The organism is Pseudactinotalea suaedae (assembly GCF_009733815.1).
In the GTDB taxonomy this organism is placed as follows: Bacteria; Actinomycetota; Actinomycetes; order Actinomycetales; family Beutenbergiaceae; genus Pseudactinotalea; species Pseudactinotalea suaedae.
Genome location: NZ_WNXY01000013.1, coordinates 87,414 through 99,865 on the forward strand (window position 1 = coordinate 87,414; position 12,452 = coordinate 99,865).

Genomic DNA, 12,452 nt, shown 5'->3' on the forward strand with positions numbered 1-12,452 from the left:
TCGAACCTACTGGCCGAGGGCGCCCGGGCGTCTGCGATCAGTCGGCGTGCATGCGGAAGTTGAGCCGGTCGGGCACCGGCTCGCCCGGATGGACCAGCGCCCACACCGCGTCGAGCTCGCGCCCGCCCTCGGCGAGGTCGGGCACCTCGAGGTCCTCCAGGATCGCGGCGGCCCCGGCGCGATCGCCCGTGGCGACCAGCGCGAGCGCCCGCTGCAGCCGGAGCCGGCCGTGCGAGGCCAGCGCAGCCGGCGCCCGGTCGAGCGCCGCGAGCGCGGCCGCCGGGTCTCCCGCCGTCAGCAGGAACCCCACCACCTCGGTCAGCAGCGTCCGCTCCTGGGGCGCTGCCGCCAGGGCGCGTGCGTAGAGCGCGCGGGCTCCTTCGACGTCGCCGCGTGCCGCCGCCAGCAGCGCCCGGCCCCGCACCGCCGCGACCGGTGTGCCCTCCCCGCGTCCGGCGGCGAGGTCCTCGGCAGCCGCGTACTCGGCGTCGGCCAGCTCGGCATCGCCGCGCACGTGGGCGTTGACGGCACGCGCGTAGCGGACCCAGGGCTCGGCGTCCCACCGCGGGTCGGCGTAGGCCTGCCGCCACCGGTCCGAGACCCCCGGGATGCCGCCGAGCGGGAGGCTGTGCGCGTCCCCCGACGAGGTCCCGCTCGAGGAGTCCTCCTGCGAGGAGAAGGGGAGTGCGGCGGCCGGGACGGCGGCCTCCTCGCCGAGCAGGTCCCGCAGGTCCAGCTCGGCCCGGCCCCCACCCGAGCCGGCGAACACGATCTCCTCCGGTGCGCCGTCGGCCACCTCGGCGCGCCAGCGCGCGTGGCGAGCCGACAGGTCGGCCGGAGCTGCGGCCTCGTGCACCGCGTGGCGAGCGGCCTCGGCGGCCGCGCCGAACGACCCGGCCACGGCGCTCTGCTCGAGCTCGATGCCGCCGAAGGCCTCGGTCCAGGACAGCTCGGAGCGGCCCTCGATGACGTCGTGCTCCATCTGGGTGGTGCACCAGCCGGCCTGGATCTCGGCGTAGCTGGAGAAGCCCTGCGACGAGCCGCTGAGCCACTCCTGCCAGCGCCGCCCGCCCGGGCCGGTGCCCCAGAGGAACAGCTTGCGCCCCCGCAGCTCGTCGGTGGCGGTCTGGGCGAAGCCGGTGCCGTCGGGCTCCACGGCGGCCACGAACCGACCCGGTGCCGGGCTGTCGAAGAAGTAGTCCGCCGGGTGCGAGGCGCTCGCCGGATAGCTGATGTCGACGTCCGGTGCGTCCGGGTGCGGCACCGCCACCCTGCTCAGCCGCCCGGTGTAGTCGGTGCGCCACGCCGACTCCGCGGCGCTGAGCACGCGCGTGCCCGGCGTCTCGGGGACCGCGATGTTGGTCCAGTAGTAGAGCGGTTTGCTCTCCGGGTCGGGGTTGATGACCCGGGTGTGCGCGAGGAGCCGGTCGCCGTCGAGCTCGAGGTCGATCTGCAGGATCAGGTCGCGCGTGCGCTCCCACTCCCACAGCCGCAGCCCGTCGCCGGACGGGGTGGTGATCCGGGCGGCGTGCAGCGGCCGGTTCGAGAGGGTCCAGTGCCCGGTCGACCCGAGGTTCCACTCGATGCCGCCTGCGAACCAGCCGTCGGTCAGGCCGAAGTTGGCGTGCTGCAGCACCGGGTTCACGAACAGCAGCTCGCGCCCGCGCGTCTGGTCGCGCAGCGACCAGACGCGACCCCCGAGGGAGGGGAGCACGGTCGCCGTCAGGATCCCGTTGTCGAGGACCAGGGCGGGGAGCTCGACGTCCTCGCGCGCCCTGGTGTAGTCGCTGTGCCGTGCGTAGGGCAGCGGGGTCTGCAGACGCCCGTACGCGATTCGCTCCGCCATCGCGGCGTCGACGCCGTCACCGGCCTCGATCGGGGGCAGCGCGCGCATGGGTGCGAAGGCCGGCAGCGGGCTCTCCGGCCCGGGCAGCGACCCGGTCACCGACACGGTGGTGGCGCGCAGGGATGTGCTCATCGGTGGGTGCTCTCCTGGTCACCGAGCAGCGACGCTCGGCCGTCGGGGGGACGATCTCGACGACATCCTGGCGCATGTCCCGGCGAGGCTGTCGATTCGTCCCACCGCCGTGCGTCATGGTGTCGGAGCCGAACGGCTCACCCGAGGAGGAGTGACATGACCGAGTACATCATCTACTTCCACCAGCAGTGGGTGGGCGACCACACGGGGGAGTGGTTCGTCAGCCGCGCACCGCTCGCCACCGCGGTCGTCGAGGAGATGCGGGACGCCGGCGTCCTGATCTTCGGTGGCGGTCTGGAGGAGAACATCGCGGAGGCCGTCGCCGCCGACGCCACCAGCGGCACCCTGGTCTTCACCGAAGGCCCGTACACCGAGAGCGCCGAGTTCCTGGGCGGGTTCGTCGTGGTGGACGTGCCGGACGAGGAGACCGCGCGCCTGTGGGCGGGCAAGGTCGCCGAGGCGTGCGGCTGGCCGCAGCAGGTCCGGCGGTTCCAGCCGGGGTCGATCAGGGGCTGACCTCGCCCAGCGCCTCGTCGATGCGCTGGACCTTCGCGGTCAGCTGGCCGGTGTGACCGGGCCGGATGTCGGCCTTGAGGACCAGGCTGACCCGCGGCGAGACCTGCGCCACGGCGTCGACGGCGTCCTTGACGACCGCCATCACCTCGTCCCACTCGCCCTCGACGGTCGTGAACATCGCCGTGGTCTCGTTCGGCAGCCCGGAGTCGCGCACCACCTTGACGGCGCGGGCGACGGCGTCGGTGACGCTGCCGGTCGGGTCGGAGGTGAGCGGTGCGATGCTGAAGGCGGCGAGCATGGCGGCAGCGTGCCACACCGAGCCTCGCTCACCCGTACGGTAGGCCCGTGCGCATCCGTCGGTGGCTCTCGAGCGTCTACTGGCGGTTCAGTCGGTGGACCCCGGTGGCTGAGCCGCTACCTCCGCGCGGCGTGCTGCTCGGCGCCCCGCACACCTCCAACTGGGACTTCGTGCTCATGGTGATGGTGAGCTGGCACGTGGGTGTGAACTTCCGCTTCCTCGCCAAGAAGTCGGTGTTCTGGGAGCCGCTGGGGACCCTGATGCGGGCGCTGGGCGGGATCCCGGTCAACCGGGGCTCCGACTCGGGGCTGGTCCGCCAGCTCGTGGAGATGGCGGACCGCGGCGAGCACTTCATGCTCGTGATCACCCCGGAGGGGACGCGAAGCAAGGTCGAGCACTGGAAGTCGGGCTTCTACCGGCTCGCCATGGCGGCGGAGCTGCCGGTCATCCTCGGGTTCGTCGACCGCTCCCGGATGGCGTGCGGCATCGGCCCGCATCTCGACCTCACCGGTGACGTGCGGGCCGACATGGATCGCATCCGGGCGTTCTACGACTCGTTCGTGGGCCTGCGGCCCGGTCTGGAGTCGGTCCCCCGGCTCAGGAACGAGACGACGGCGCCCTGACCGGGCGGGTCAGGCGTGGACGGGCGCGCTGACGAGCTCGTGCATGAGGTTCTCGACGGCGGCCGCGTGCTCGGCGTCGGCCAGCTCACCCGCGACGAACGCCTCGTGGGCCGCGGCGATCCCCACCGTGCGCGCCAGCGGTTCGGCCCGGGCCCGGGCGAGGATCGCGACGAGGTGCTCGCGGGCGCTCTCGGCGCTGCCGGCGGTTGGGCTGGCGGCCAGCACGGCCACGCGCTTGCCGCGGATCGAGGAGTCCGCGTACGGCCGCGACGCCCAGTCGATGCCGTTCTTGAGGGAGCCGGGGACCGAGGCGTTGTACTCGGGGGTCGCGATCACGAGGACGTCGGCGCGGCCGCACACCTCGCGGAGCTCGGCCACGGCTGCGGGCGGGTTCGCATCGGCGTCGTCGCTGTAGAAGGGCAGCTCGTGGAACCGGTCGAACCTCTCGACGGCGGTGCCCTCGGGGAGCGCCGCGACGGCGGCCTCGGCGAGCTGGGCGTTGAAGGAGTCGGGGCGGGCGCTCCCGACGAGAACCAAGACGTTCACGGATGTCCTCAGGTCGAACGGTCAAGTGCTTGACCAAGAGTGGGCGATCGCGGCATCACTGTCAAGTCCTTGACCAGATCGCTATCATGGTGGGATGCCGACGACGACGCGTACCGCTGCGCTGCCGCTCGTCTCCATGCTCAGCAGGCTCGAGGCGGCCTACCTCGCCGAGTTCGACCACCGGCTCCGCACCTCGGAGTTCTGCTCGCTCTCGCTCGCGCACTCCCGCAACGTGCTCCGGCACCTGGGCGACGGGCCGCAGCGGGCGAGCAACCTCGTGGAGCTCTCCGGCGTCACCAAGCAGGCGATCAGCCAGCAGATCGTGCAGCTCGAGCGCGTCGGTCTGGTCCGGACCGAGCCGGACCCGGCGGACCAGCGGGCGCGCCTGGTGGTGCTCACCGAACGTGGCGGCAGGGCGATGGAGCTCGTCCGGAAGACCTTCCGCGACATCGAGGAGGACTGGGGTCGGCATCTCGGTGACGGCGAGCTCGCCGCGCTGCGCGATCGCCTGGGCGCGCTGCTGGAGCGCACCACGTCCGACACCGAGCTCGAGCCGGAGTGCTGACCCGACCTCACATCTCGGACCCGCCGAGCGTCTGCAGGGTGTGATGAAGAAACCGTTCGAGGCCCTCGTCCGGGCCCACGGCGCCACCGTGCTGCGGGTCTGCCGGGCCGTGGCCGGTCCCGACGACGCCGAGGACGCGTGGTCCGAGGCGTTCCTGGCGGCCCTGCGCGCCTACCCGGACCTGCCCGCCGGCGCCAACGTCGAGGCATGGCTCGTGACGATCGCCCATCGCAAGGCGATCGACCAGCTGAGGTCCCGCCGTCGGGCACCGGTCCCCGCGGGTGAGGTGCCCGAACCGCGACACACCCGCACCCAGCCCGCGTTCGCGGGCTGGCAGCGCGACCTCTGGGAGGACCTGGCGACGCTGCCCGACAAGCAGCGGGCCGCGGTCGTCTACCACCACGTCGCGGGGCTGCCGCACCGGGAGGTCGCAGCGATCCTCGGCGGCACCGCCGCGGCGGCCCGGCGCGCGAGCGCCGACGGCATCGCCGCCCTCCGACGCACCCACGCAGAAGGAACCGATGATGACCGAGATCGCTGACCTGCAGATGCCCGACGACGCCGACACGCTCCGCCGCCTGACCGACCGCCTGGGCCGCGCGGCCGAGGCCGCCGACCTGCTCGACGTCGCCTACCGCACGGTCGACTCCCCGCTCGGGAGGCTGCTGCTGGCGGCGACCCCGCGCGGGATCGTCCGCGTCGCGTTCGAGACCGAGACCGAGGACGAGGTGCTCGACGAGCTCGCCGCGCGCGTCAGCCCGCGCGTGCTCGCCGACGCCCGCCGCCTCGATCCCGCGGCGCGCGAGATGGAGGAGTACTTCGCGGGCCGACGGCGCGACTTCGATCTCGCGATCGACCTCACCCTGGTGATGGGGTTCCGCCGGGAGGTGGTCCAGCTGCTGCCGACGATCCCGTACGGACGCACGGCCAGCTACGCCGAGCTCGCCGCGATGGCCGGGAACCCCGGCGCGACGCGCGCGGTGGGCACGGCGTGCGCCCGGAACCCGGTGCCGCTGGTGCTCCCCTGCCACCGGGTGGTCCGGTCCGACGGCACCACGGGCGCCTACCGCGGCGGCCCCGAGGCCAAGACCGCGCTGCTCCAGCTGGAGCTCGCCCACCTCTGAGGTTTCAACACCTTTCCGTCCACCTCCCGGTTTCACCACGATTCCGTGACGACCCGACCCACCGCGGCCCTGGTCGGAGCACACTGGGACGATGGCGACGTTGCGCGACGTGGTGACCGACTGCGCCCGCCCCGCTCCGCTCGCGCGGTTCTGGGCCCAGGTGCTCGACGGCTACGAGGTGGCGCCCTACGACGACGCCGAGGTGGCACGGCTGGCCGGGCTCGGCATCACGGACCTCGAGGACGACCCGACCGTGCTGGTGCACCCCGTGGCCGGTGGCCCCGGGGTGCGGTTCTGGTTCCAGCAGGTGCCAGAGGGCAAGATCACCAAGAACCGTGTGCACGTCGACCTGGCCGCGGATGATGTCGCGTCCGAGGTTGCCCGACTGGTGGCGCTCGGCGCCACGGTCATCCGGGACACCGGATCAGGCACGATCGTGCTCGCCGACCCCGAGGGCAACGAGTTCTGCCTGATCCGGTGAGGTGGCCAGGGCGAGCAAGGCGCGACAACCGGTTGCCGCCTGAGGCGGTGGGCGGGGCAGGATGGGCGGTGCGTGCCGACGGCGGCGCGCCGAGCACAGGAGGAACCACACCGTGATCATCGAGCGGGCCGAGGTCATCGTCACCAGCCCCAACCGCAACTTCGTGACGCTGCGGCTGCAGACCGACGAGGGCCACGTCGGCCTCGGGGACGCCACCCTGAACGGTCGGGAGCTCTCGGTGGTGTCCTACCTGAAGGACCACGTGGTGCCGCTGCTGATCGGCAAGGACGCCCACCGCATCGAGGACACCTGGCAGTTCCTCTACCGCAGCGCGTACTGGCGTCGCGGACCCGTGACCATGGCCGCGATCGGCGCCGTCGACATGGCGCTGTGGGACATCAAGGGCAAGGCGGCCGGGATGCCGGTCTACCAGCTGCTGGGTGGCGCCAGCCGCACGGGGCTGATGGCGTACGGGCACGCGTCGGGCGTCGATCTGCAGGCGCTGTTCGACTCCATCCGCGAGCACCGCGAGCTGGGCTATCGCTCGGTCCGCGTGCAGACCGGGGTCCCGGGCCTGAAGGCGATCTACGGGATCGCTGCGCAGTCGGTGATCGACGGCGGCCTGGAGCGGTACGACCACGAGCCCGCCCGCCGCGGTGCGTACCCGGCCGAGGAGGACTGGGACACGCGGTCCTACCTGCACCACCTGCCCACGGTGTTCGAGGCCGTGCGCAGCGAGTTCGGCCCCGACCTGCCGCTCCTGCACGACGGCCACCACCGGATGACCCCGATCCAGGCCGCGAAGCTCGGCAAGTCGCTCGAGCCCTACGACCTGTTCTGGCTCGAGGACTGCACCCCGGCGGAGAACCAGGACGCCCTGCGGCTGGTGCGGCAGCACACGACCACACCGCTGGCCATCGGCGAGATATTCAACACCGTGTGGGACTTCCAGACGCTGATCAGCGAGCAGCTGATCGACTACGTGCGCGCAGCATCGACCCACTTCGGCGGCATCTCGCCGCTCAAGAAGGTCATGGACTTCGCGGCGCAGTACCAGATCAAGTCCGGCTGCCACGGTCCGACCGACATCTCCCCGGTCGGGTTCGCCGCCCAGCTGCACGTGGGCCTGGCGATCCACAACTTCGGGATCCAGGAGTACATGCAGCACGGCGAGCGCACCAACGCCACCTTCCAGCAGTCGATGACGTTCGAGAACGGCCTCCTGCACCCGGGCGACAACCCGGGTCTGGGCGTCGATCTCGACGTCGACGAGGCCGGCAAGTACCCCTACGAGCAGGCCTACCTGCCCTTCAACCGGCTCGCCGATGGCACCGTTCACGACTGGTAGCGCCCAGCCGGCCGGGCGTCAGCCCGAGACGGACTCGAGCCGGTCGAGGACACCCTCGCCGAACCGGGCGAAGGTCTCCAGCTCGTCGGGGGTGGCGCCGTCGATCACGAGGTCCCGCACGAAGTCCACGTGACCCGGTGCGGTCGCCTCGACGCGGCGCCGCCCCTCCTCGGTGAGGATCGCGTTGGTGGCGCGCCGGTCCTCCGGCGCCCCCTCGCGGCGGACCATCCCCTGGTCCTCGAGCCGCCGCACCACGTGCGAGAGCCGCGACAACGATCCGTTCGTGCGGTCCGCGAGGGTGCTCATGCGGAGCGTGCCGTCAGCCTCCTCGGCGAGCATCGAGAGCACTCGATACTCGAAGAACGTGAATCCGGACTCCCTCGCCATGGCCGCGTCGAGCGCGGTCGGCAGCTTGATCAGCAGGCCGGTGAGCGCCGCCCAGGCCTGTCGTTCTTCGGGTGTGAGCCACTGCGTAGCCACGGTCCCTCCATCCCCTCGTGTACATCAGTCCCCCTGACGTCAGCACAGGCTATGCACGGGTCCGCGGAACCTGGCGACGTGGCAAGGATGGGAGCGGTGGGATTGAGGGGGTGAGGGGAGAACTCCCCATCTCATCCCCGACGGCGGGACCTCACCCTGGTCGCCTCACTCCGGTCGGCGCAGCACGGCCATGAGCACCCGCAGGGCGAGGACGGTCGCGATGCACAGCAGCGCACCGCCCAGCACCCAGAACAGGCCGATCCCCGGCGCCACCGACGGGCCCGGTCCGACCGTGAAGAGCAGCGCGGCCATGATCCCGGCGGTCGCGGCGATGACGGTCATGATGCCCTGGTGCCAGAGCCTGGTGACCAGCTCTCGGTCGCGGCGGTCGGCCAGCAGCCGCACCCCGAGCGAGAGCCGGCCGTGCTCGGCGGCGTCGGTGAGCCGGTCGAGGCGGCGGGGCAGCCGGCGCAGCACCGGCAGCAGCGTGATCGCCTCGCGCTCGAGGCCGGCCCGCAGCTGCGCCGGGCTGGTGGCCTGCCCGAGCTGCTCGCGGCCCATCACGCGCACCCGCTCGGAGAGGTCGTAGCCGGGGTCGGCGACCAGCAGCGTCCCCTCGAGCGTCGCGACGGCGCGGAACACCGCCGCGACGGCCGGCGGGATGCCGAGCCCGTGGTCGGAGACCACCCGGAACAGGGCGGTGAACGCGGCAGCACCGGCGCCCTGGCCGCCGGAGCCGAACCGCAGGATCACCTCGGCGACCGCCTGCTCCAGCGCCTGCTCGTCGACCTCCTCGGGGCGCTCGACGACGTCGAGCAGCGCATCGGCGGCCGCCTGCGAGCTTCCCGTGCCGATCGCCCCGAACAGCCGCGTCAGACCGTCGCGGGTGGCCTCGCCCAGCCGGCCGACCGAGCCGAGGTCGAGGAGCCCGAGCGTGCCGTCGTCGTCGACCAGGATGTTGCCCGGGTGCAGATCGACGTGGAAGACGCCCGTGCGCAGCACCTGGCCCATCACGACGTCGAGCAGGGTGTCGGCGATCTCGCTGCGTCGTTGCGGGCCGAGCGAGGCGAGCAGCGGCTCGGCCGCCCCGAGCGGGGTCCCGCTCAGCCGCTCCATGACGAGCAGCCGCGGGGTCGACAGGTGCGGATAGGTGCGGGCTCCACGCACGCGGTTCGCGTGCGTCCGGGCCAGCTCGGACGCGACCAGGGTGGTGCTGCTCAGCTCGACGGAGAAGTCGAGCTCCTCGCGCAGCGCGGCGGCGAACCCGTCGGCCAGGGCGCGGAGCCCGAGCCGGTCGGCCCACTCGGTCCGGGCGGCGAGCGTGGCCGCCAGCCGCCGGACGATGTCGAGATCACGCTCGACGTTGTCCGCGATCCCGGGGCGCTGCACCTTGATCACCACCGGGGTGCCGTCCAGCAGCGTCGCCGCGTGGACCTGCGCCACGGACGCCGATCCCAGCGGCTCTGGATCGATCGTGCTCAGCACCGACTCCGGCGGGCGGCCCCACGCGGAGCTGATCGTCGCGTGCACCAGCGGCCATGCCAACGGTCGCGCGGCGTCCTGCAGCAGCGACAGCTCGTCGATGAACTCCGGCGGCAGCAGGTCGCGACGCGTCGAGAGCTGCTGACCGAGCTTGACGAAGGTGACGCCGCCCTCCTCGAGGGTGCGCCGCAGGGCGCGCGCGAGCTCACGGCGCTCGGCCGAGCTCGACGCCCCGGCGGGGCGACGCCCGCGCAGGAACCGGCTCAGGCCGTGCTTGGTGACGATGCCGACGATCTCCGCGTAGCGCCGCCCCCGCGACAGCCGGGACCGCCAGCTTCGCCAGAGCTCGACCGGGCCTGGCAGGCTCCCGTCGGGGATGATCATCTCCGCCAGAACCAGCAGCAGCAGGGCCAGCACCACCGCGAACGCGGCCAGCAGGCACAGGTACAGCCCCAGGGCGACCGTGGGTTCGCCCTCGACCGGCAGCGGCTCGCCGACCAGGGCCTTGAGGATCGGCTGCGCGATCGACGTGGCCAGCAGTGAGGCGATCGTCGCGCGCACCAGGCTGATCGGCGCCCCCGCGATGCGCCGCACCAGCACGGCGAAGACGACGGCGTTGAGCAGCGTGGCGACGACGGTGAGCAGTACGTCGAGGGACTCCATCGGGCCCGAGTCTTCATCATCGCGGGCGGTCCCGGTAGTGCCTTTCTGCCCCGACCTCACCTCCGGCACGAGGGTTGTCGGCAGGGATCTGAGAATCCGGGAAGGAGAGCGGGGCCCTCGTGGTTGCGGTGAAGGTGACCGATGAGACGACCGCTGCCCCTGCTCCCTCGACACTTCCGCTGGCGGTGCTCGACTTCGTCGGCATCGAGTACGGCGAGACGGCCTCCGACTCGATCGCCGGGGCTGCCGAGGTGGCGCGTGCGGTGGAGGCGGCGGGCTTTCGGCGCTACTGGATGTCGGAGCACCACAACATGAGCTCGCTGGCGTGCAGCGCGCCGGAGATCCTGATCGCGCACCTGCTCACGATGACCAGCAGCATCCGGGTGGGCGCCGCCGGGATCATGCTCCCCAACCACTCGCCGTTCAAGGTCGCCGAGACCTTCCGCACGCTGCTCGCGATCGCCCCCGACCGGGTGGACCTGGGCCTGGGACGCGCACCGGGCACCGACCCGCTCACCGCGCACGTGCTGCGCCGCGGTATCCAGACCGAACCCGCCGCCGACTTCCCGGGGCAGGTCGCCGAGCTGCTCGGGTTCCTCGGTGACGGGTTCCCCGAGGGTCATCCCTACAGCCGCCTGATCGCCGCCCCGATCGTGGCGAGCCGCCCGGACATCTTCATGCTCGGCTCCTCCGGCTACGGGCCGCAGTTCGCGGCGGTCAACGGCATGCGGGCGGTGTTCGCCCACCACATGAGCCCCGAGATCGCGACCTCGGTGCTGCGCCGCTACCGCGCGGACTTCGAACCGGGTGTCGAGCAGGAGCCGTGGTCGGCGATCTCGGTGCTGGCGTTCGCGAGCGACGACCCCGCCGAGGTGACGCGCTTCGAGGCCGGCTGGGCGCTGACGATGCTCAACCTGCGTCGCAACATCCGGGAGCCGATCCGCCCGGAGGCCGTCGACGAGTTCGCCGCCTCCGCCGAGTTCCGCGACGCCCCGCGCGACCCCGATCGGATGGCGACAGGTCCCGCCGACCAGGTGGTCGAGCGGCTGCGGCAGCTCCAGCAGGAGAGCCAGGCCGACGAGGTCGTGCTGGTCACGCCCGGGCTCGACCGCGCCGCCCGGATCGCGAGCTTCGAGTCGATCGGGGCGGCCTGGTCGCGCTGACCTCTGCCCGAACCGGGGGTATCTCGGTCCACCACGTGGCCCCTCGTGACCCCAGAGCGCTTTCCGATCAGATGGGGGGAGGGGGTCGGGTCAGCGGCGAACGGTCAGGCCGAGCCAGGTGGCGAGCGCCTCGATCTCCTCGTCGACGGCGGAGCGCACCGCCGCGCTCGGCTCGCCCTCCCAGTGGACGGCGTTGACGGCGAGCACGCCCTCGTCGTGCTTCGCGGCCGCGTCGAGCTTGCCGACCAGGTCGGCGCCGTACAGGATCGGCAGCGCGTAGTAGCCCCAGCGCCGTGCGGCCGCGGGCTTGTACATCTCCAGCACGTACGTGAAGGAGAACAGCTGCTCGAGGCGCTTGCGGTCGTGGAGCAGCCGGTCGAAGGGTGACAGCAGCGCCACCCGGGGCTGCAGCGGCCCGCCGAGGTAGGCGGGGTCGACCCGCCACGTCCCTGGGACGCCGTCGACCACGGCCTCCTCGCCGGCGGCGCCCACGTGCACCGGTTCCATCGGGTGCTTCGCCGCCCTGGCCCGCGCGAGACCGAGGGAGCGCAACCGGCGCGCGTCCCGCCGTCGGGACGCCTCCTCGGCGGGCACGGCCGGCACGTCCGGGTACACGCGCAAGGCGAGATCCCACAGCCGCTCCTTGCCCGAGCGCCCGGCGACGGCGACCAGCCCCCGCGCCACCAGCACCTCGAGCATCTGCGTGACGTTGCGGTTGTTGGTCCAGCCGGTCGAGCTCCAGGGCACCACGCATGTGTCGGGCAGCTGCCGGGACACCATCGCTCCGTGGTCTCGGAGCCGGGCGAGGATGTCGTTCGCGCAAGCCTCGTTCGCCTGCGCCCAGCGGGCGACCGCGCTGCCCTCGTTCCGCTCCGCCCACCCCGCCATCGCCGCGGTGTACAGCGCGAGGTCCTCCGCGGGTCGCAGCAGGGCGTCGAGCTCGATGAGGTCCCGCCGCGCCAGCGCGCCGCTGAGGTCCTCCCGCCGGTAGCCGCTGCCGAGCCGGCTCCACAGCACCAGGTCGGCGCTGGGCGCGATCGCGCTGGTGGGATCGAGCTGCAGCAACGTCGCCCGCCGGACGAACGCCAGCAGGTCCGCCGGCCGGTCCGCGCCGAGCCACTGCGCGTCGACCGCGATCCGGCGGGCCTCCTGCCTCGACAGCTCGTGCACAGCAGCACGGTAGCC

At 72.6% G+C, this 12,452-nt stretch carries 14 protein-coding genes; 8 read left to right on the forward strand and 6 right to left on the reverse strand.

What is annotated here, in order from left to right:
* Positions 1-37 precede the first annotated feature (37 nt).
* Positions 38-1,978, reverse strand: a complete 1,941-nt coding sequence (locus GPA04_RS19540; RefSeq protein WP_156225895.1) for a DUF5107 domain-containing protein — start codon at positions 1,976-1,978, stop codon at positions 38-40.
* A 156-nt stretch (positions 1,979-2,134) separates the two neighbouring features.
* Here GPA04_RS19540 and GPA04_RS19545 point away from each other — a divergent pair, with 156 nt between their 5' ends.
* Positions 2,135-2,494 (forward strand): YciI family protein, encoded by a 360-nt coding sequence (locus GPA04_RS19545; protein ID WP_156225896.1) that lies wholly within the window; start codon positions 2,135-2,137, stop codon positions 2,492-2,494.
* Here the strand turns inward: GPA04_RS19545 and GPA04_RS19550 are convergent.
* Positions 2,484-2,792 carry an MTH1187 family thiamine-binding protein gene (locus GPA04_RS19550; RefSeq protein WP_156225897.1) on the reverse strand — a complete coding sequence of 103 codons (309 nt, stop codon included), beginning with the start codon at positions 2,790-2,792 and terminating at the stop codon, positions 2,484-2,486. The genes GPA04_RS19545 and GPA04_RS19550 overlap by 11 nt on opposite strands.
* A gap of 47 nt (positions 2,793-2,839) precedes the next feature.
* On the opposite strand from GPA04_RS19550, the gene GPA04_RS19555 reads away from it, so the two are divergent.
* Positions 2,840-3,415, forward strand: coding sequence for a 1-acyl-sn-glycerol-3-phosphate acyltransferase (locus GPA04_RS19555; protein WP_156225898.1), 576 nt, complete (start codon positions 2,840-2,842; stop codon positions 3,413-3,415).
* A 9-nt stretch (positions 3,416-3,424) separates the two neighbouring features.
* Here the strand turns inward: GPA04_RS19555 and GPA04_RS19560 are convergent, their stop codons facing one another.
* Positions 3,425-3,961, reverse strand: coding sequence for an NADPH-dependent FMN reductase (locus tag GPA04_RS19560; protein ID WP_162458672.1), 537 nt, complete (start codon positions 3,959-3,961; stop codon positions 3,425-3,427).
* Between the two features lie 94 nt (positions 3,962-4,055).
* Between GPA04_RS19560 and GPA04_RS19565 the strand changes: the two genes are divergently transcribed.
* The 5 genes from GPA04_RS19565 to manD all read left to right on the forward strand — a co-directional run bounded on the left by GPA04_RS19565 (position 4,056) and on the right by manD (position 7,479).
* On the forward strand, positions 4,056-4,526 hold the full coding sequence (locus GPA04_RS19565) for a MarR family winged helix-turn-helix transcriptional regulator (RefSeq protein ID WP_156225900.1): 471 nt from the start codon (positions 4,056-4,058) through the stop codon (positions 4,524-4,526).
* Between the two features lie 43 nt (positions 4,527-4,569).
* Positions 4,570-5,067, forward strand: a complete 498-nt coding sequence (locus GPA04_RS19570; protein WP_156225901.1) for an RNA polymerase sigma factor — start codon at positions 4,570-4,572, stop codon at positions 5,065-5,067.
* Positions 5,051-5,650: a methylated-DNA--[protein]-cysteine S-methyltransferase gene (locus tag GPA04_RS19575; protein ID WP_156225902.1), complete on the forward strand. Its 600-nt coding sequence runs from the start codon at positions 5,051-5,053 to the stop codon at positions 5,648-5,650. The genes GPA04_RS19570 and GPA04_RS19575 overlap by 17 nt, the downstream gene beginning before the upstream one ends.
* Before the next feature lie 91 nt (positions 5,651-5,741).
* On the forward strand, positions 5,742-6,131 hold the full coding sequence (locus tag GPA04_RS19580; protein ID WP_156225903.1) for a VOC family protein: 390 nt from the start codon (positions 5,742-5,744) through the stop codon (positions 6,129-6,131).
* A gap of 112 nt (positions 6,132-6,243) precedes the next feature.
* Positions 6,244-7,479: a D-mannonate dehydratase ManD gene (gene manD, locus GPA04_RS19585; RefSeq protein ID WP_156225904.1), complete on the forward strand. Its 1,236-nt coding sequence runs from the start codon at positions 6,244-6,246 to the stop codon at positions 7,477-7,479.
* An 18-nt stretch (positions 7,480-7,497) separates the two neighbouring features.
* On the opposite strand, the gene GPA04_RS19590 is transcribed toward manD, so the two are convergent.
* Positions 7,498-7,959 carry a MarR family winged helix-turn-helix transcriptional regulator gene (locus GPA04_RS19590; RefSeq protein ID WP_206674289.1) on the reverse strand — a complete coding sequence of 154 codons (462 nt, stop codon included), beginning with the start codon at positions 7,957-7,959 and terminating at the stop codon, positions 7,498-7,500.
* 165 nt (positions 7,960-8,124) lie between these two features.
* The gene (locus GPA04_RS19595) at positions 8,125-10,104 is read right to left on the reverse strand and encodes an ABC1 kinase family protein (RefSeq protein ID WP_156225905.1); all 1,980 of its coding nucleotides are present in this window, start codon (positions 10,102-10,104) and stop codon (positions 8,125-8,127) included.
* Positions 10,105-10,232: 128 nt separating this feature from the next.
* Between GPA04_RS19595 and GPA04_RS19600 the strand changes: the two genes are divergently transcribed.
* Complete coding sequence (locus tag GPA04_RS19600; protein WP_206674290.1) at positions 10,233-11,267, forward strand: LLM class flavin-dependent oxidoreductase; 1,035 nt, start codon at positions 10,233-10,235, stop codon at positions 11,265-11,267.
* A 90-nt stretch (positions 11,268-11,357) separates the two neighbouring features.
* Here GPA04_RS19600 and GPA04_RS19605 read toward each other — a convergent pair whose 3' ends face one another.
* On the reverse strand, positions 11,358-12,437 hold the full coding sequence (locus tag GPA04_RS19605; protein WP_241680932.1) for a DNA glycosylase AlkZ-like family protein: 1,080 nt from the start codon (positions 12,435-12,437) through the stop codon (positions 11,358-11,360).
* Positions 12,438-12,452: the final 15 nt, after the last annotated feature.

What these genes read in the sequence shown, in the direction of transcription:
- GPA04_RS19580 (WP_156225903.1), top strand. Translation starts at nt 5,742, where the DNA reads ATGGCGACGTTGCGCGACGTGGTGACCGACTGCGCCCGCCCCGCTCCG.
- GPA04_RS19565 (WP_156225900.1), top strand. Translation starts at nt 4,056, where the DNA reads ATGCCGACGACGACGCGTACCGCTGCGCTGCCGCTCGTCTCCATGCTC.
- GPA04_RS19595 (WP_156225905.1), bottom strand. Translation starts at nt 10,104, where the DNA reads ATGGAGTCCCTCGACGTACTGCTCACCGTCGTCGCCACGCTGCTCAAC.
- GPA04_RS19545 (WP_156225896.1), top strand. Translation starts at nt 2,135, where the DNA reads ATGACCGAGTACATCATCTACTTCCACCAGCAGTGGGTGGGCGACCAC.
- GPA04_RS19550 (WP_156225897.1), bottom strand. Translation starts at nt 2,792, where the DNA reads ATGCTCGCCGCCTTCAGCATCGCACCGCTCACCTCCGACCCGACCGGC.
- GPA04_RS19575 (WP_156225902.1), top strand. Translation starts at nt 5,051, where the DNA reads ATGACCGAGATCGCTGACCTGCAGATGCCCGACGACGCCGACACGCTC.
- GPA04_RS19540 (WP_156225895.1), bottom strand. Translation starts at nt 1,978, where the DNA reads ATGAGCACATCCCTGCGCGCCACCACCGTGTCGGTGACCGGGTCGCTG.
- GPA04_RS19570 (WP_156225901.1), top strand. Translation starts at nt 4,570, where the DNA reads ATGAAGAAACCGTTCGAGGCCCTCGTCCGGGCCCACGGCGCCACCGTG.